This window comes from Ewingella sp. AOP9-I1-14 (assembly GCF_052375995.1).
Classification (GTDB): domain Bacteria; phylum Pseudomonadota; class Gammaproteobacteria; order Enterobacterales; family Enterobacteriaceae; genus Ewingella; species Ewingella allii.
The window spans coordinates 30,551-48,925 of record NZ_JBQSVA010000004.1; the positions used below are offsets into that span (position 1 = coordinate 30,551).

Below are 18,375 nucleotides of genomic sequence, written 5' to 3' on the forward strand. Positions count from 1 at the left end.
GCCCTAGCGCGAGGTAAGCGAGCGTTAGGGCCGGTGACTCATTAGCGCGCTAGCCCAAAACCAATTTCATACAGCGGCGATTGGCTGTCGTGCGGCATATCGGACTGCTGCTTGAGCACGGCTTCCATGGAGGAAGGTAGCTCGAAAGGCAGCTTGCCGGTGAAGGCTTCGCTGCTGGTCAAGTGGCTAAACAGCACCGAATCACTGACCCCAAAATTGCCGATAACGGCTTTGGCTTTATCTTGTACATTGGTCAAAATCGCCGGGCGATCCAGATACAGGCTAACCACCGTCGGGACGTGCTTACTGGCATTAATGATTGCCCGATAATCGGCATTGTCCTCAGTAAAGGCCAGCGAACCTTCATGATGGCGTTTGCCAAAGAACCAGTTCTGATGCAGCTTTTCATATGGCGCCTGGGCGCGGATCAGCGCGACATCGGCCTTTTCCGGCGAGTCGACGACGGTAAATCCTGCGTCCTGTGCCGCTTTCGCCGCCACGCCGTACAGCCAGATTTTTTTGCCTTTTTTCAGAGGTAAAATGGCGTCTTTGTTCTGCAACAGCACCAGCGAGCGCCACTGTGCGGCATCGGCCTCTTTCTGCCAGTCAGCCCGACCCACGGTTTGCGCGGCTTTCTGCACATCAACGTACGGATTTTCAAACAGGCCGGTTTGGAATTTTTGCTGCAGAATGCGCACCACGGACTCGTCAAGCCGCTGTTCGGTCAGCTGTTTTTCATTGACTGCGTTGACCAAAAGCTGGGAGTCTGTTACGCCGCCAAACTGATCGATACCGGCTTTCACCGCCTTAACAAAACGCTGCTGGGGAGTGAGCTGCTCGACGCCCCACGACATTCCGCCAGGTACCGGTTCTTTGCCGTCCGGCTCGCCGTTGATACACACCTCATCGCAGTCATTGGTGATCAGCCAGTCGCTGAGGATCACGCCCTTAAAGCCATATTGCCCGCGTAAAATATCCGTCAGTAGCTGGTGGCTAAAGCCCGCGCCGACCTGCTCCAGCTGTTTGCCCTCAATCGATACATTTTTCAGGATGGAGTAGGTGGGCATGACGCCAGCAACTTGAGATTCAAACGCGCCGGTGAAGGGGTAAATATGCTCTTTAAGATTGTTGCCGGGGAAAACGGCGTTCTTACCATAAACGCTGTGGCTGTCGAAGCCGTTTTCCGCCGCGCCATAGCCTACCCAGTGTTTAACCACCGAGATAACGCTGCCCTGATTCAGCCCGCTGTTGCCGTTTTGCATGCCCGCAATGTAGCCACGCACCATGTTATGGACGCGAGTCGGATCTTCGCCAAAGGTGCCGCTGATGCGCGCCCAGCGGGGTTCGGTTGCCAGATCGGCCTGCGGAGACAAGGCTTCTCTAATTCCCACTGCCAGATATTCCTGACGGACAATATCGGCATAGCGGCGAGTGGTTTTTTCATCGCCGATGGCGGCCAGGCCCAGTGTTTCCGGCCATTTGGTGAATTTACCAGCTGATGAGCTGGCACCCACTAAATACTCAAACGCGTTGCGGGGATCACTGCTGATGGTGATGGGAATACCCAGCCGCGTTCCTTCGGCAATCTGTTGAAGTTTGTTATTTTCTTCGGCCATCGCCGCCGGATCCTCCCCGGTTAAACGGGTGATCAGGCTATTCACCTTGGCCCCGGCAATCATCTGTTTCGCAGCGTTAAGATCATAGTTGCTACCCGCGCCGATAGGGCTGTTAGCCGTGGGGGCAGAGCCGTGCATCATCACCCCGGCTTTTTCTTCCAGCGTCATGCGCTTTACCAGATCCGCTGCGCGCATCTCCGGCATCAGCCGCCAGTCTTCATAAGGTTCCAGTTTTCCCGAATGATTGAGGTCTTTGAACTTCAACCCATCGACGGTCAACAGGGTGACATCGCGCTGGCTGAGTTCGGGCTGATCATCATTGGCGAAAGTCGGAGGGGTGGAGAGCAGTAAGGCCGAAACGGCGAGGCTCAGCGGTGTGATTTTCATCATTATCATCCTTAATAGTTGATTTATATACCAACAAGCAGCTCAGTAATAACCTACTTAGGGGATTGATATTGCGATAGAAGTCGCATATCCGAGGTGGCCGAAAAATCAGCACCCGCCATTAACCGCGCTTTAAATTTGGCTTAACGCCGCCTTAGCTAATTTTCTGAATTATATTGCTTAATTTCATGGTTTTGCCTTGGAGTGAGTGTCCTTACACTCGAAAAACACTTAATTTTTCGGGAGTTTTGCCTTCATGAAAGTTCGTCTTCCTTCTTTGCTTTTCTTGGCCGTTGCGGCGGCGTTCAGTGCTCATGCGGCGACGCCGAAAGATACGCTGGTTATCGCCAGCACCCTTGAGGGCATTATCAGTCTCGACCCGGCTGAAAGCTTTGAAACCGTGAGTTCGGGAAATTTAATCAATATTTATCAGCAGATTGTCTCACCAGACCGCCAGCACCCTGACACGCTGGACCCGGACGTGGCCTCAAGCTGGACCAAAGGCGATAGCGAACACAGTTTGGTGTTTACCATCAAGCCGGGAGCGAAGTTCGCCAGCGGCAACCCGGTGACGGCGGATGACGTGATTTACTCTTACACCCGCGCGGTGAAACTCAACAAAAGCCCGTCGTTTATCCTCGGCGAGCTGGGCTGGACGCCGGACAACGTCGATGCCCAATTCAAAAAAGTGGGTGACGATAAGCTGCAAATCAGCTGGCCTGCGGATATCGGCAGCGAGCTGGTGCTGCGCGTGCTGACTGCGCCGGTGGCGGCGATTGTCGACAGCAAACTGGTGAAATCCCACGCGGAAAATAACGACTTCGGCAACAGCTGGTTGCGCTCTCGCTCGGCGGGCAGCGGTGCCTTTGAAGTGCGCAACTACGTGCCGCATGAGGCGCTGGTGCTGAAACGTAACCCGAATGCGCACCCTCTGGCGAAGCTAGAAAACGTGCTGTTTAAAAACGTCGCGGACCCGGCAACCCGCCGCCTGTTGGTGCTAAACGGCGATGCCGACATTGCCTATGACTTGGGTGCCGACCAGTTCGCCTCGCTGCAAAAAGAGAAGGGCGTGCGCGTCTCTGAATTCCCGGCGGCCAAGGTGTTCTATCTGGCCTTCAACACCGGCGACACCTCTCAGCCCGCGCTGAACAACCCGGCGCTGTGGCAAGCGGCTCGCTGGCTGGTGGACTACAAAGGCATCTCGCAGGACCTGCTGAAAGGCCAGTACGCCATCCACCAAACCTTCCTGCCTGATGGTCTGGCTGGCGCGATTGACGACCAGCCGTTCAAGCTGGATGTCGCCAAAGCGAAAGAGATCCTGAGCAAAGCGGGCATCGCCGAAGGCACCAAAATTGACCTGCTGGTGATCAACCAGCCGCCATATTCTGATATCGCCCAGTCGCTGCAAGCCAGCTTCGCCAAGGCAGGGATTAACTTAGTGGTGCATCCGCTGGTGGAAAGCGACGTGCTGACTCGCATGCGTGCGCACAAGTTCCAGTCCATCTTCACCTACTGGGGCGCGGATTACCTCGACCCAAATACCAACGCTAGCACCTTTGCCTATAACGTGCCGGACGGCCCGAAAACTCTGGCCCAGCGTATTCAATGGGTGATCCCGGAAATCAGTAAGCAGACCCGCGAAGCGGCGGCAGAGTCTGACCCAACCAAACGTCTGGCGCGCTACGCCGATCTGCAACGTGAAATACAGAACAACTCGCCATTCGTGGTGGCGCTGCAAAGTAAACTACTGGTGGCTTTACGTGACAACGTAACGGGCGCCAGTCAAAACGTCGCGGGTAGCCAGCTATATTTGGATACGGTGAATAAATAAGGCCAAAAGCGCGACCTAAATCGCGTATCAGGTCGCGCCAGCCTTGGCTTGAGCAGTAAATAGGGACCTTCTTTTCTTCATGGAGTGTCCCTATGTTTGGTCGTCTTAGTTCTTTCTTGCTGTTGTGGGTTTGTTTGACTCAGGTTGTCAGCGCCGCCTCTCAGGTGGGTTTTCGCGAAACAACGCTGGGTGAAACAAGCCCACGCCCTCTGCACATTGCCATGTGGTATCCCACTCAACAAACTCAACCTGTGACGCTAGTAGGCGATAACCCAGCCTTTGTCGGCCTTGCGGTTATCCGTGACGCCAGCCCGCAGGTGGGCAGCCATCCTCTGGTGGTGCTGTCTCACGGCTATCGCGGTAATTGGCGCAATCTCAACTGGCTGGCGGGCGATTTAGCGGCTCAAGGCTATATCGTGGCCGCGCCGGACCACCCCGGCACCACCACCATGGACCAAAGCCCGGAGAAAGCCGCGCAGATGTGGCTGCGCCCTCAGGACCTCAGTCGGACGATCGACGCGCTGCTGGCGTCTGCGGAATGGGTGGGAAAGGTGGATAGCCAGCGAATTGCCGCCGTGGGACACTCATTGGGAGGCTGGACGGTAGCCGAGTTGGCCGGAGCGCGATTCGACACCGCGCAGTTTGTCAAAGATTGCCAGCCTGCTCCGCAAACGCGCATTTGCAGTTTGATGGCTGAAATGGGCATTAACCGTTCGCCGCAGTTCACCCAACTGCTGGATGCTGATTGGCGAGATCCACGAGTGAAAGCGGTGGTTTCCCTCGATTTGGGCTTTGCCAGAGGCTTCTCCAAACCCAGTCTGGCGGCGATAAAAGTGCCTTTTTTAGTGTTAAGCGCGGGAACCAATATCGCCGAATTGCCCGCCGCACGGGAATCAGCTTATCTCGCCGCTGGGTTGCCCGCCTCCGGCTCGCGCTATATGAATTTGAACGACGCCTCGCACTTTAGCTTTATGCAGCAGTGCAAAGCGGGCGGAGAGGCGCTGATTGAAGAGGGGGCGCCCGGCGACGGTATTATCTGCCACGACGGCGCGGGACGTTCGCGGCAGGTCATTCACCAGCAGGTTGCACAGCTTATTGCTGAGTTTCTGGCTCAGGCCGTGCCAGTGCATTAGCGCGTCGATAGTCACCGGGGTTCATGCCTGTCTGTCGCAGAAATTCGCGGTTGAAGTTGGACTTGGTGCGGAAACCTGACTCAAAAATAATGCTGGTGACCGGCAGCTCGGTTTCTCTCAGCAGGCGACAGGCCTCCTCCACGCGGTAACTGTTGAGCAGTTGCGATACGCTGCATTGCAAAACGCGGTTTACCGCCTGTGAAATCTGTCGAGTGGGGATCAACGCTTTGCGCGACAGGCGATCGAGGGTGATGTCGGGGTCGAGAAACAGGGCTTTGTCGCGGATCAGCGCCCGGATTTGCTCGACAATAACCCGGTCATCATCCGAAGCCGCCACGGCTTTTTCAGCCATGGGCGCGGCATCGGTCGGTTCGACCTGTGGAGCAGGCACGCTCTGTTGGCCAAGCGCCGCGCTCAACACCAGTAACGGCAGGACCAGTAAGTTACATACCGCGACCAGCAGCGCGGCGTGCTGGCCGCTAAACAGGGTGAAATCAGCCGCGATCAGCGCATCTGAGAGGCCGGAGAGGCAGAGTAAAGCGCCCGTCAGTAATAGCGTTCTGCGGGCGAGACGGGCATCAGAGAGGCGAACCGCAGGCAGATTATCGCTGCTGCCCAGCCCTAATCGGCCAAAGGCCACGCCATAACCGAGATACAAGCCCGACAGGGCCGAGTCGAGAGGCGCGGGCCAGCCAAGGTGGGTTAAGGCGACCAGCAGGGCGAAAATCAGCGGAATGACGACGGGCGCGAGGCTCATCGAGCGACGCTGGGTGATATCGGCAAAGCAGGCCCAAGCCAGCGGCGGTAGTAGCGAGGCGACCACCGGCTGAATCAGGGTAACTAGCGGCCAATGAAAGCTCCAGCGCAGTCCAACCAGACTGGTCAATATTACGCAAAGTGCGATAAACAGCAGGCGGTGAAAACGGTGCGGCGCGCAGCGCGTAAACTCACGAACCCACAACACGACAAGCAGCAGAGAAATAACAAACGGCAAGGGGATGACAATCATGGGCTTACGCTGGCTGAGAATAAAGCGTGAAGTGTAGCTTTTGCCACTCCTCTCGCCAAGCTGCACGCGCTACTGGGCGGGAGGAGTGGTGAAACGCTGTTAATCCAGCTTATAAACCTGCGCAGAAATTGCGCCAGCGTGGATGGCATCGCTTTGCTCGCCCGGCTTATAGCTGCCTTGGGCATTATCTCCGGCCACCAGTTTGGCGGTTTTTACCTTCAACGCGGGGACGGAAACATCGCGCGGCTGCTCACTTGGGTTGAGCACCACCAGATAGCGGTCATCGCCCGAGGAGCGCAAATAGACCATCGGGTAGGGCTGATTGACGTCGCTCACCAGCTTCCACTCGCCATCTGCCGACAGTGCCGGAGAGTCTTTGCGCAGCGTCAGCAGTTGGCGGGTGTAGTTGAGCAGCGAGGCAGGGTCTTTGTCCTCCTTAGCTACTGTCGGGCGATTAGCGTCTTTATCCACCGGTAGGTAGAGATTCCAATAATCCGCCGTGGAGAATCCGGCGTTTTTCGAGTCATCCCATTGCATTGGCGTCCTTGAACCCGCGCGGTTCTTGGTGGCGCGCCCCTGACTGCCCTCTTTGTTCCACAGCCCGGTCTGGAATTTCATCCCAATCTCATCGCCATAGTAGATAAACGGCGTGCCGGGCATGGTGAGGAAGAAGGTCATGGTGACTTTCAGCTGGTCGAGGGTGTTACGGTCACCGGCGTTCAGGCGCTGAATATCATGGTTGCCGGTTGGCAGGGAGATATAGCTCTTACCCTTGGTAGCGTTGTATTGCTCGGTGTAAAGATCGTACCACTCCTTGATTTGGCCTTTGCCCTGCTTGGCGAAGTAGCTGACCTGCGGCTCGAACTCGCCGCCGACCTTGTTAAAGAACAGCGAGGAGAAGTTATATTTGCCGGTATGCATCATAAAATCGATGTTGAATCCGGCGGCGGAGGACTCTTTCGGGTTGCTCCATTCGGAGATAAGCACCCCCTCGGGATACTTGGCTTTGTACCATGAGGAGATGTCCTGCCAGACCTTGATTGAGGCCAGTTTGCCCGGATCATTTTTCACCACGCTTGAGGCCATATCCACGCGGAAACCGTCAGCGCCCTTGTCCATCCAGAACGCGATGATATTTTCAATTTCACGGCGGACCGCCATCGGGCCGGGGGCGTCAATCGGCTGTTCCCACGCGTGTTGCGGGTTCGGATTGGCGTAGCCGTAGTTCAGCGCTGGCTGGGAATCGTAGTAGTTTTTGATGTAAAACGGCGAGCGCCCTGAGTCGGTTTTTACAAAGCTATCTTCACCAATCACGCCGCTGATTTGGTCTTTCTGTTTTCCTTTTACGTCGTCAGGAATTCTGTCCGGCCAGATGTAGTAGTCGCTGTAGCGCTGGTCCGGGCCTTTTTTCGATTCTAAAAACCAAGCATTTTGGTCGGAAGTGTGTCCCGCCACCAAGTCCAAACAGACGCGCAGGCCGCGCTTGTGGGCCTCTTCCACCAGTCGTTTGAAGTCGGCGTTGGTGCCAAAGCGTTTGTCGATGGAGTAGAAGTCGGTGATGTCATAGCCGCCGTCTTTGAATTCAGAGGAGAACATCGGGTTGAACCACAAGGTGTTCACGCCGATGGATTTTATGTAATCCAGCTTGTCGATCACTCCCTGAATGTCGCCGACGCCGTCGCCGTTTGAATCTTTAAATGAGGAGGGGTAAATCTGGTAAAAAACCGCTTTGCTGACCCATTCTGGGGCGTCGTTTTGGGCCTGCGCTTGCCATGAAATTGTCGCGACGGCTAACGCGGTGAATATCGCAATGCTATGCTTCTTCATGTCACTTTCTCCTGAGTAAAAAAATAATAAAAAGTACCAATCGCGTTTCATTTTTAATACGAGGAGTTATGACAGTAGCAGCTATTTAGCCACGTCATTTCAATAGGCTAGGACAGAGCATAGCTTTGTGAGTAGGGTCACAATCAATGATCGCGCTAATGAAATGTTGCAAGTTGATAGAGGTTTTATCAGCTGAACTTTGAAGATTTAAGGGGCTTATGCAGCAGGTAAATAAGAGTCAAATTGGCGGCGCGCTGAGCTTTATGCTTGGCGGGCTGATCTACTTATTGGCAGAGAAAATCGCCGCGCTGGGCTGGAGCCAACCGGCCTACAGCTACGTTAATAATTACATTAGCGATCTGGGGGTTGCCGAGTGCGGCGTGATGCCGGACGGACGAGACATTTGCTCGCCGCTGTATGGGGTGATGAACGCCGGTTTTGCGATAGAAGGCGTGCTGTTTTTCATCGCCTGCTGGCTGTTACGGCCGTTGTTTAGCGGCCTATCGGCAAGGCTGATGCTGCTCTTCGGCCTGCTGCACGGCGCGGGCGGAATTCTCATTGCTCTGTTCCACAGTGAACCTTCAGACACTGTTTTTCATGGCGTGTCACTGCATCAGTTCGGCGCATTTCTGGCGATCGTCGGCGGGAATCTGACCTTGCTGTGCGCGGGCTGGAGCCAGTGGAATAAAGCCTCTTGGCTGACTTTCAGCAGGTTAAGCTGGCTGTTGGGCATTTTCGGTTTGCTCAGCCTGGTGGTGCTAACGCGGGGTATTTTACCCACCGGCATTGCTGAGCGAGGCTCGGTTTACAGCATCACGTTTTGGCAAATTTTTACCGGCATCTCTCTGCTGGTGGCGCGGGTAAATAAGCAGCAGGCGGCCTGAAACCGCCTGCCAGTCGGCTTATTTGTTACCGAAACGGCCAATAATCCCGGCGGCACCTTTGCTGTGTCCGTCGAGTTTTTCCAACAGCTGTTCGCGCGTCAGGCCCGCAGGCAGGGCGTCCGGCGTCAGGTCGGTGGCGATCAGCGTGAAGGTGTAGTGATGAACCCCGGCGCTGACCGGCGGGCAAGGTCCGTTGTAATGTCCGTTACCCTGGGTGCTTTTGCCGCCAACAAAGCCTTTGCCTTTCGCCAAATCGTTTTCGGCAAAGCCTTTGGCATCCGGCGCAATCCCGTAAGCCACCAGATGATTCACCCCCAGCCCGCCGCGCCCCTCTGGGTCAACCATCGTCAACGCCAGACTCTTGGTGCCTTCGGGCACATTTTCCCAACTTAGCGCCGGGGAAGCGTTTTCACCGGTACAGAACTGATTGCCTTTGATATTTCCTGCGAACTTCTGCGCCATCATCTCACCATCTTTGAAGTCGCCAGAGGTAAGGGTGAAGATACCCGCCGCATTGGCGAGCGGAAACCACGCAGCGAGCGTGACGGCGAGAGTCGTTTTTAACACTGTTTTACATGCGGGCATGGTGAATCCTTCGGATGGGAATGTGTTTGAAAGCATAGCAGGAGGGGGGAGTTATGCGCATAACAGGCGGGGAGAGGAAAAGTGATGAATTGTTATTGAGGGGGTTTTTAATTGCAAATCTTGGGGAATTCAAGGTCAAGACCGTGGGCTCGCCGCCCACACTGGCCCAAAGGGTTTTAAACGAAACCCTTTGGAATCCTGCGTTTTTTTGCTGCTGGAAGATCGAGGCTGCGCAGGGTCGGAATGGACGTGTTTCAGCAGCCTTGATGATCGCCGCGAAGTGCCGCCGCTTAGGCGGTTCCCTCGCTGCGGGATTACAACCCGCGAAAAAAGACTCGCGGTTTTCCACCTCTTGCTCGGCGTCACTTCTGAACGCGACCTACTGGCATTTACACCGTACCGTTTCAGTTACGCCCTCTCCTTTTCAAGGAGAGGGCTGGGGTGAGGTTTGCCAGATTGAGCGTGATTTTAAACCACTCCTCATCCCAGCCTTCTCCTCTGAGAGGAGAAGGAGAAAACCCACCAAGACTGAACTAACTCACTGAGTTTTCTGAAATACCCCACCCCTCCCCTAAATAGGGTAGGGAGCAAGACAAACCTCACTGAAACGGCACGGCCGAGATGCCTCAAAACCGCAGTCAAAAATGGCGCTGAGCGAGAGGTTCGAGACCTATGGCTCGAATCCCGTGGCGAAGGCACCGCCTAAGCGGCGACATTTTGCGGTGTATAACGGAAGCTCCTGAAACATGTCCGCCCAACGAGCGATAGCGCGCAGTAAAGAGCCGGGGAGTCTTGAGGGGCGCGGCGATAGGCGCCCCTCAAGGCCGGTGTGGCGGCAGCGCACGGTTTTGACCTTGACCTGAAGTTCCTTCGCTTACAAGCGAAAAAAAAAGGGCGCTTTTCAGCGCCCCCACTTGAGGATTATTAAGGTCAAACCTTAATAACTATTTCTTCAGTTCAGCTCTCAAGTCCTTAACATCCGAACTCGATACGGCTGATGCTGAATTACCCCAGCTGTTACGGATATAGGTCAGCACGTTGGCGACATCCTGATCGCTCATCACACCATCGAAGGATGGCATTGACGGGGCGGTCGGGGCGGCTTTGGTGGCGACCGGGCGGCTGCCGGCTAGCACGACGCGGATCAGCGACGTGGCGTGATCCTGATTGATCAACGCAGAGTCGGCCAGACGCGGGAACAGACCTTCCTGACCTTGGCCGTTTGGCGTATGGCAGGCTGAACAACGGTCGGCGTAAATCTGCTTCCCGGCGATCATCGCTTTATCATCGGCTTTGATTGGCTCTGGTGCTTTAGAACCGCTGTCGTGGCCGCTGTCTTTCAGGTAAACCGCGACCGCTTTCAGGTCGGCGTCGGTCCAGTGCTGGGACGAGTGATCCACTTCTTCAGCCATTGGGCCAGAGGCGATATCGAAACGATTTGCGCCGGTTTTCAGATATTGCATCAGGTCTTCTTCGGTCCACTTACCAATCCCGGTGTGCTGGTTCACGGTGATGTCTGGAGCAACCCAGTTTTCAATCACCGCGCCTTGCAGGAACTGGCTGTCTTTGTCGCCGCCAATCAGGTTCTTCGGCGTGTGACAGGTGCCGCAGTGGCCTAAACCTTCAACCAAATAAGCCCCACGATTCCATTCAGCAGACTTATCCATCTTCGGCTTGTATTCACCCTTGGTGAAGTTCAGCCAGTTCCAACCCATCAGGCTGGTACGGACGTTGAAGGGGAAGGGCAGCTGGTTGCTTTCGATTTCGTTATGCACCGGCTGAACCGTCTGCAAATAGGCCCAGATCGCGGCGTTGTCTTCGCGAGTAACCTTGGTGTAAGCCGTGAACGGCATGGCGCCGTACAGGCGTTTGCCGCCGTGGCCGATACCTTCGGACATCGCGCGCTGGAAGTCGTCGAAGCTCCATTTACCGATACCGGTTTCTGGATCAGGCGTGATGTTCGCGCCCACCAAGCGGCCGAAAGGCGTTTCGATTGGCACGCCGCCAGCAAAAGGCTTAGCGTTCGGAGTAGAAGCCGTGTGACACGCGGCGCAGTCGCCGACGGTCGCCAGATAGCGGCCGCGCTCAACCTGCTCGAAAGCGCCATCGCCCGCGGCGTGAGCCAGACCTGACAGGGTTAAGGCCACCAGTCCGAGTGAGAAGGAAGCTAAAGTTTTCATGCAATCATCTCTCCCGGTTTCTTCAGATAATACTTGCGAATGGCTTCTGCGGCCTTGAACGCCAGCGCGCCAACGGTGCCCGTTGGGTTATAGCCTGGGTTCTGCGGGAAGGCGGAAGCGCCGACCACGAACAGGTTCGGCACATCCCACACCTGCAGGTGTTTGTTCACCGAGCTGGTTGCCGGGTCTGCACCCATCACGAAACCGCCCACCACGTGAGAGGACTGATACGGCGCGCCGTTCCAGTGGCCTTTCATCGGGTTTTCAACATATTGGCGCGGGTTCATGGCTTTAGCGATTTCGCCGACTTTCCCAGTACAATACGCGGCCATTTTCAGGTCGTTTTCTGGGAAGTCGAAGGTGACGCGCAGCAGCGGACGGCCTAAACGATCTTCGTAGTTCGGGTCGAGAGACAGATAGTTGGTGCGGGTGGTGTAGCTACTGGCTTCACAACCAATCGACATGCTGCTCAGGTAGTTGTTTACCGTAGCTTTCTTCCACTCTTTACCCCATTTCGGCGTTCCCGGTGGGACAGGGCGATAGCCGATAGGTGCGCCACCGATTGGCGTGACGCGAATACTGCCACCGCCGAAGAAGCCTAAGCCGCTGTGGTCGAAGTTGTCATTGTTGAAGTCGTCGATGCCCATGCCCACGGCACCTGCGCCGATGAACGGGTTGAAGTTCTTGTCATCGAAGAACAGCTGCACGCCGTTGGCGGTTTGGTAGGCATAGTTACGCCCGGTGGTACCGGTCCCGCTGATCGGATCGTATGGTTTACCGATCCCCGATAGCAGCATCAGGCGCACGTTTTCAAAGGTAAACGCGGTGACGATCACTAAGTCAGCCGGTTGCTCCCACTCGTCGCCGGAGGAGTCGATATACACCACGCCGGTGACCTGTTTGCCGTCTGGAGATTTCACCACGCGCATCACTTCACAGCTGGTACGGGCTTCGAAATTCTCTTTGCGGATAAGCGCGGGCAGCACGGTGGTGATGGCGCTGGCTTTCGAATAGTTGGCACAGCCGTAGTTGGTACAGAAACCACAGTAGGTGCAAGGGCCCATCTTGACGCCCAGCGGGTTGGTGTAGGCTTCGGACACCAGTGAGGATGGCACCGGGAAGGCTTTGTAACCCATGTTGCGCGCGGCTTCGGCGAACAGGGTTGGGCCATACGGCATGTCCATTGGCTTGGTTGGATATTCGATGGAGCGCATACCCTCGTAAGGGTTGCCGCCTTCGTGGTGCTCGCCGTTCACATTGCTGGCTTTGCCGGAAACGCCCGCCAAACGCTCGAAAGAGGAGTAGTGCGGTTCCATCTCTTCCCAGTCGGTGCCCCAGTCTTGTAGCACTAACTCTTCTGGAATGGCCTTCGCGCCGTATTTCTCTGTCAGGTGGCTTTTCAGGCGGAACTCGTCAGGCTGGAAGCGGAAGGTGATGCCCGCCCAGTGGTTGCCCGCGCCGCCGGTGCCGTTACCCGGGTGGAACGAACCCCATTCGCGCATTGGCAGTGCGGTTTGCGACGGGTTGTTGCGGATGGTGATGGCGTTTTGCGCGGTCTGCACCATCAGCTCCTGGCGGCTGTTGTAGCGCAGTTCATCGGTGACGGTGGCGACGTTAAAATCACGCGCCGTATCACGCCACGGGCCGCGTTCAATAGCGACCACGTTCAGACCTTCGTCGGTCAATTCGCTGGCGATAATCGATCCGGCCCAGCCGAGACCAATCACCACCACGTCAGTTTTGGGTAGTTTCTTTGCCATAATCTGTTCTTTCGCCCCTAGCTTTTCATCTTCCATGCATCTCCACCGGAGATACTCAGCGGTTCCAGATCTAACTTCTGGTTATGTTTGCCGATGTATTCGCGATAGTCGTAACGCGCGCCCGGGAACCCGAGCATTTTCCATGACACCATGTTGCGGTTTCCGCCATAAATCGGGTCGGCAAAGAAACCTTCCATGGTGTTCTTCAGCGCGATATCGAAGAACAGTTTGGAATCGATGCCATTCAAAGCTATTTTTCCGGTTTGTAAGCCACCCAAGATTTCATCCTGTTGGTCGCCGGTCAGATCTTTGAAGGATTTTTTGTGTTCCGTCTGGGTGTATTGCTCTAAAGCGGCCAGACCCAAACGGTAGCGCTGCTGGGGAACCAGAGGTGACTGGTCGCCCTGTTCCGGCGTGCCTTGCTTGAACGGGCCTTGCATATACAGACGGGAGTAGGTGCCGTAGAAACCGGCTAGCTGGCGGTCAATAAACACGGCACAGCCGGCATCTTTGCCCCCTACGCTCAACTCATCAGCGGGGATCAGACGGTCAACAATGGCTTCCAGCGCGGCGGCTTCGGCGTCGGTAAAGAACACCCAACCTTCGGTTTCAATCTGCGGGGGAGGACTGGCGTCAAAGGGGCTCCACACGGGCGTTCCTTTGAGCGTAATGGCGTTTGCTGCCTTGGCGACGCCGAGAGCGGCGGACGCGGCGGAAAACGTCAGGATCTGCCGACGCGTAACGCCGGGCAAGGTTTTTTTGCTCATCTATGTTCCCTTGTTTTATAGAATGCGCACTTCTCATCAGACAATCTGTGCTGTCTAACGAGGGGATACGGCGTGCAAATTTGTCATTATGTGTAGATCGTTAATTGTGATCATAGTCACGCGATGCAAAGAAAAATCTGCATTCGGGTGGCGTAACTAAAATCAAATTTACCTAGACAGGATAGATGATTAATCCTTGTAACGAGAACGGTCTTAGATGTTAAAAATGTTATGAAATGTGTAAATTTGGGTAAAGCTGTTATAGGAACCGTGTTTAATTTACACAACTTAAGGGCTACAAAGTGCGGCGAAATTCCTCTGCAGCCCCTGTCATTACTGACGTTGTGGTTTTGCTGACGCAGGGAAGAGTCGTAGCAGAAAATTGCGCATCCGCACGACAAACCTTTCTTGGAAGATCACACAAATTGCCACAGTAAGTAGCAGATAAATCACATAACCGGGCACGCTGAGCTGCACTTTGCCCGCCGCATCAATACAACCTTGCCAATCATTAAAGCAACTCATCGGTGCGCCGCGCAGTAACTGTTCCACTGTGCGGAACAGGCTGAACAGCGGAACGTGCAGGGCGAAAATCGACAAAGAGGCTGCGCCGAGCCGTGGCGACCAGTGTCGCAGCCAGGCGCTTTTCGGATCGTGAGCCAAGGCACTCAGGTAGACCAAACAGACCTGCGAGAGAAGTAATAATCCATTGTGCAGCAGGAAGTACCAGTGCCGACCGTTGCCGTGAGTAAACAGCGCGGTGCCAATCAGGAAGCAGAGCAAAATCCCCAGCGCCAGCAGGGTGCGCGTCGAACGACCAATCACCAGATTGGCCCTCTGGTGCTGGCGGAAAATGCCATAACCGAGTATCCCCGCCAGAAACTCCGGCAGGCGGAACAGCGGCCCACGCTGCAACAGGCCGGTGAAAGGCATACCGTACTGCTGCTGCCAAATCACCCAAATGGGCGGCAGCAGGTAGAGGGCGCAGATGATCGCCATCCATAGCCTTTTATGGCGCAGTGCCAGCAGTTTCGGGCCGAGCCACGGGAAGAACAGGTAGAAGAAAAACAGGGTGGAGAGTGACCACAGCGGCGCATTGAAAGTCAGGAAATAGGGGTTCCAGGCTTGCAGCATCAGCAGCTGTAATACGCCGTTAAATGCCAACTGGGCGTTAGTCATATAGTGGCGGAAAAGTTCGGGATTAGTGCCGGCCAGCTCGGAGTTGGTGTCATACACCACAAAGCGCAGGCTGGAGCCGGGGCCTTCGGGCGGAATGGCGAGCCACTGCATCAGGCTGACCACCAAAATCGACGACGCCAGCGCCACAATATGGATTGGGTAGAGGTTGCAGAAGCGCTTTTTTAGAAAGCTTCTGCCCGACTCGCGCATCTGGTTGCCGTTGAAATAGACGTGAGTAAGCAGAAAGCCGGAAAGCACAAAGAAGGTGCTGGTGGCGAAGAACCCCATGCTGGTGAGTTCAGCCAAGAAGGGCACCGAACCGCGCTGCGGGTACTGATGAACCGTGTGGTAAATCATCACATAACAGCCGAGCAGGAAGCGCAGCCATTCCAAACCAATAAAACGTTGTTTTGATGCTTTCTGCATCCGTTGTCTCCGCAACAATAAAGCGACAATCCGTCGTTCCCAGACGTCATCAGGGAATGACAGCGTGCTCACGGATCAGGTCAACGAGGTATAACTGACGGGAGGTGAACGAAACTTAAACCAAATGTAAAAAATGTTTCAGAATTTACCTAAAGCGTTACCGAAAGTGGCCTAAAGTGCTCTTGTGCCTTGATAAATGTCCTCTGTGGGTTAAGATCGTTGTTCACTCTTTATTTGTGCAGGACATGACAGACGTCACAGAAGTTTTTCCCAATTTATTGAAGCGAATTGCGCCGCCACTGCGCGCCTCACTGCTTATTCTGTGGGGATCGGCTTTCTATACTGCAAGCGCCAATGCGCTGACGGTAGACGCTTACCAGCGATTTTCTCCCGATGCTGACCTCTCAGCTCCCGCTGGCGATGCCAATTCGATGTTCAATGCCGGTACTCCTGCCCAAGATCCCAACACCTTGCCCAGTCTGGGTAGCGCTTATTACAAGCCCGCCAGCGGCGCGACGGCGGCTGAAACCAAAATCGCCAATACGCTGAAACAGTTTGGCGAGCAGAGCACCTCCAGCGACAGTCAGGACCCATTGCGCGAGCAGGCGGAAAGTTTGGCGCTAACGCAGGCCGCCAAGCTGGTGCAGAAAGAGACCAGCAGCTTGCTCTCGCCGCTTGGCACCGCCAGCATGTCGCTCGACGTCAGCGGGCGAAATCTCGACGGCAGCCGGGGGCAGCTCTTCAGCCCGCTTTACCAAAACGACCATTTGTTGACTTACAGTCAGGTGGGGCTGGTCAGCTCCACGGACGCCACCGTGGGGAACTTCGGGCTGGGGCAGCGCTGGAATGAGGGCAGTTGGATGCTGGGCTATAACGCCTTTGTGGATAACGACTTCGACCATCAGCTAAGCCGTGGCAGCTTGGGCGCCGAGGCGTGGACCGATTACCTGCATTTCTCCACCAACTATTATCATCCGTTTTCCTCTTATAAGGCGGACAGCAGCAGTTCGCCGCAGCTTCGCCGTCAGGCACGCGGCTATGACATCACCACCAAAGGCTATCTGCCGTTTTATCGCCAGATTGGCGCCTCGCTGAGCTTCGAGCAGTATTATGGCAATCAGGTGGACCTGTTCGGCAACGGCACGCGGCAGACCAACCCGTCGGCCATGACGTTTGGCCTGAACTACACGCCGGTGCCGCTGGTGACGGTGAAAGCCGCCCACCAGGCCGGGCAGGATGGCGACAATCAGGACAGCGTCGAGTTGACGCTCAATTACCGTCTCGGCGTGCCGCTCTCCCAGCAGCTTTCTGCCAACAATGTGGCCGAGGCGCACTCGCTGCGCGGCAGCCGGATGGACGTGGTCGAGCGCAATAACATGCCAGTAATGGATTTCAAACAGCGCAAAACGCTGTCGGTTTATCTGGCGACGCCGCCGTGGAATTTACAGCCGGGTGAAACCGTCGAGCTGAAATTGCAGGTCAGGGCACTCAACAGTGTCAGCGCGCTGAGCTGGCAGGGCGACACTCAGGCGCTAAGCCTGACGCCGCCGCACAATAACCGCGACACCGATGGCTGGAGCCTGATTGTGCCGCCGTGGGATAGCTCGCCGGATGCCAGCAACAGCTACCGTCTGTCCGTCACCGTGGTGGACAGCAAAGACCAGCATGTCACATCTAACTGGATCACCCTTAACGTCACGCCGCCGCCGCTGAGTGAAGATATGCAGCAGCAGAAGTTTAATTTTTAATGGGTGATTCACCGGCGTTTAATTAAGCTATTTATAATGGCTTTTTAATCTTGAGAACTTACCCATGCTAAAGCGCGCAGCGATCGGCATCTGCCTACTCAGTTCCTGCTGGACACTGGCCGCATTGGCCAGTGATAGCTTCTATATTAATCCCAACTCTTCTGCCGCCCAGTGGGTGAAAGCTCACCCTGACGACCCTCGCGCCAAAACCATTAACACCGCCATTGCCCAAGTGCCTTCGGCGATGTGGTTTACCGGCACCAGCCAAAGCAACGACCAACTGGCGCAGGCGGTGAGCCGCTATGTGAATGCCGCCAGCCAGGCTCAGCGCATTCCGCTGTTGGTAGCCTATAACCTGCCGGGGCGGGATTGCAGCGGAGGAGCTTCTGCCGGAGGAGCGAGCGATGCTCAGAACTATCGCGGTTGGATCGATAATTTCATCAGCGGCGTCGGCAGCCAAACGGCGATGGTGGTGCTCGAACCCGATGCGCTGGCCGATAGCGACTGCCTGACCCCCGCCAAGCGCCAAGAGCGGCTGGGGCTAATTCACTATGCTTTGCAGCAGTTTCAGCAGCACGCGGTAAAGACCAAGGTGTATCTGGATGCGGGAAATGCAGGCTGGAAGCCCGCAGATGCCATGGCGGACCTGCTTAACGCGGCGGGCATTAATCTGGCGCAGGGCTTTGCGTTGAACGTGTCAAACTTCTATCGGCTTGAGCAATCGACGGCTTACGGTGAGGCGATTAACGCCCGTCTGGCGGCTAATTATGGCTACCGTAAATCGATGCTGATAGACACCGGACGCAGCGGCAACGGCTCTGAAAACGGCCAGTGGTGTAACCCGCTGGGGCGCAAAATTGGCAGCTTGCCGGGCAAGATTTCAGCTGACACGATGGCAGTTTGGGTCAAGCAGCCCGGCGATTCCGACGGCGCGTCTTCCCCCAGCGCCGACTGCCACAACGGCCCGGCGGCGGGCGTTTTTAGCCCGGAGCTGGCAGTGCGGCTAATTGAAGGGAAGTGATGGTCAGCAGCGATTTTGGGCG

General features: G+C 55.8%; 14 protein-coding genes. 6 read left to right on the forward strand and 8 right to left on the reverse strand.

Annotated features, from left to right (window positions below):
• Positions 1-41: 41 nt before the first annotated feature.
• Positions 42-2,003: a glycoside hydrolase family 3 protein gene (locus tag ACT3RT_RS12790; protein ID WP_496203223.1), complete on the reverse strand. Its 1,962-nt coding sequence runs from the start codon at positions 2,001-2,003 to the stop codon at positions 42-44.
• Between the two features lie 256 nt (positions 2,004-2,259).
• Between ACT3RT_RS12790 and ACT3RT_RS12795 the strand changes: the two genes are divergently transcribed.
• Together ACT3RT_RS12795 and ACT3RT_RS12800 are read left to right on the forward strand one after the other, a co-directional pair.
• Positions 2,260-3,834 (forward strand): ABC transporter substrate-binding protein, encoded by a 1,575-nt coding sequence (locus ACT3RT_RS12795; protein WP_496203061.1) that lies wholly within the window; start codon positions 2,260-2,262, stop codon positions 3,832-3,834.
• 92 nt (positions 3,835-3,926) lie between these two features.
• The gene (locus ACT3RT_RS12800) at positions 3,927-4,967 is read left to right on the forward strand and encodes an alpha/beta hydrolase family protein (RefSeq protein ID WP_496203062.1); all 1,041 of its coding nucleotides are present in this window, start codon (positions 3,927-3,929) and stop codon (positions 4,965-4,967) included.
• Here ACT3RT_RS12800 and ACT3RT_RS12805 read toward each other — a convergent pair.
• Both ACT3RT_RS12805 and ACT3RT_RS12810 read right to left on the reverse strand, forming a co-directional pair.
• Positions 4,927-5,976 (reverse strand): helix-turn-helix domain-containing protein, encoded by a 1,050-nt coding sequence (locus tag ACT3RT_RS12805; protein WP_496203063.1) that lies wholly within the window; start codon positions 5,974-5,976, stop codon positions 4,927-4,929. The two genes, ACT3RT_RS12800 and ACT3RT_RS12805, sit on opposite strands and share 41 nt — an antisense overlap.
• 99 nt (positions 5,977-6,075) lie before the next feature.
• Positions 6,076-7,803: an alpha-amylase family glycosyl hydrolase gene (locus tag ACT3RT_RS12810; protein ID WP_496203064.1), complete on the reverse strand. Its 1,728-nt coding sequence runs from the start codon at positions 7,801-7,803 to the stop codon at positions 6,076-6,078.
• Between the two features lie 218 nt (positions 7,804-8,021).
• On the opposite strand from ACT3RT_RS12810, the gene ACT3RT_RS12815 reads away from it, so the two are divergent.
• Complete coding sequence (locus ACT3RT_RS12815; protein WP_496203065.1) at positions 8,022-8,687, forward strand: DUF998 domain-containing protein; 666 nt, start codon at positions 8,022-8,024, stop codon at positions 8,685-8,687.
• An 18-nt stretch (positions 8,688-8,705) separates the two neighbouring features.
• Here the strand turns inward: ACT3RT_RS12815 and ACT3RT_RS12820 are convergent, their stop codons facing one another.
• Positions 8,706-9,272: a YbhB/YbcL family Raf kinase inhibitor-like protein gene (locus ACT3RT_RS12820; RefSeq protein WP_485900361.1), complete on the reverse strand. Its 567-nt coding sequence runs from the start codon at positions 9,270-9,272 to the stop codon at positions 8,706-8,708.
• 53 nt (positions 9,273-9,325) lie between these two features.
• Here ACT3RT_RS12820 and ACT3RT_RS12825 point away from each other — a divergent pair, with 53 nt between their 5' ends.
• Positions 9,326-9,817, forward strand: a complete 492-nt coding sequence (locus ACT3RT_RS12825; protein WP_496203066.1) for a hypothetical protein — start codon at positions 9,326-9,328, stop codon at positions 9,815-9,817.
• 399 nt (positions 9,818-10,216) lie between these two features.
• Here the strand turns inward: ACT3RT_RS12825 and ACT3RT_RS12830 are convergent, their stop codons facing one another.
• The 4 genes from ACT3RT_RS12830 to ACT3RT_RS12845 form a co-directional block, all read right to left on the reverse strand.
• Positions 10,217-11,452 (reverse strand): c-type cytochrome, encoded by a 1,236-nt coding sequence (locus ACT3RT_RS12830; protein WP_496203067.1) that lies wholly within the window; start codon positions 11,450-11,452, stop codon positions 10,217-10,219.
• Entirely contained in the window at positions 11,449-13,212 is a 1,764-nt protein-coding gene (locus tag ACT3RT_RS12835) for a GMC family oxidoreductase (protein ID WP_396130779.1), read from the reverse strand. The genes ACT3RT_RS12830 and ACT3RT_RS12835 overlap by 4 nt, the downstream gene beginning before the upstream one ends.
• A gap of 17 nt (positions 13,213-13,229) precedes the next feature.
• Entirely contained in the window at positions 13,230-13,979 is a 750-nt protein-coding gene (locus tag ACT3RT_RS12840) for a gluconate 2-dehydrogenase subunit 3 family protein (RefSeq protein WP_353501948.1), read from the reverse strand.
• A 333-nt stretch (positions 13,980-14,312) separates the two neighbouring features.
• Positions 14,313-15,584, reverse strand: a complete 1,272-nt coding sequence (locus tag ACT3RT_RS12845) for an acyltransferase family protein (protein WP_496203068.1) — start codon at positions 15,582-15,584, stop codon at positions 14,313-14,315.
• 245 nt (positions 15,585-15,829) lie between these two features.
• Between ACT3RT_RS12845 and ACT3RT_RS12850 the strand changes: the two genes are divergently transcribed.
• Complete coding sequence (locus ACT3RT_RS12850; protein WP_496203069.1) at positions 15,830-17,332, forward strand: YchO/YchP family invasin; 1,503 nt, start codon at positions 15,830-15,832, stop codon at positions 17,330-17,332.
• Positions 17,333-17,396: 64 nt separating this feature from the next.
• The gene (locus ACT3RT_RS12855; RefSeq protein WP_496203070.1) at positions 17,397-18,353 is read left to right on the forward strand and encodes a glycoside hydrolase family 6 protein; all 957 of its coding nucleotides are present in this window, start codon (positions 17,397-17,399) and stop codon (positions 18,351-18,353) included.
• The last annotated feature ends 22 nt before the right edge of the window (positions 18,354-18,375 follow it).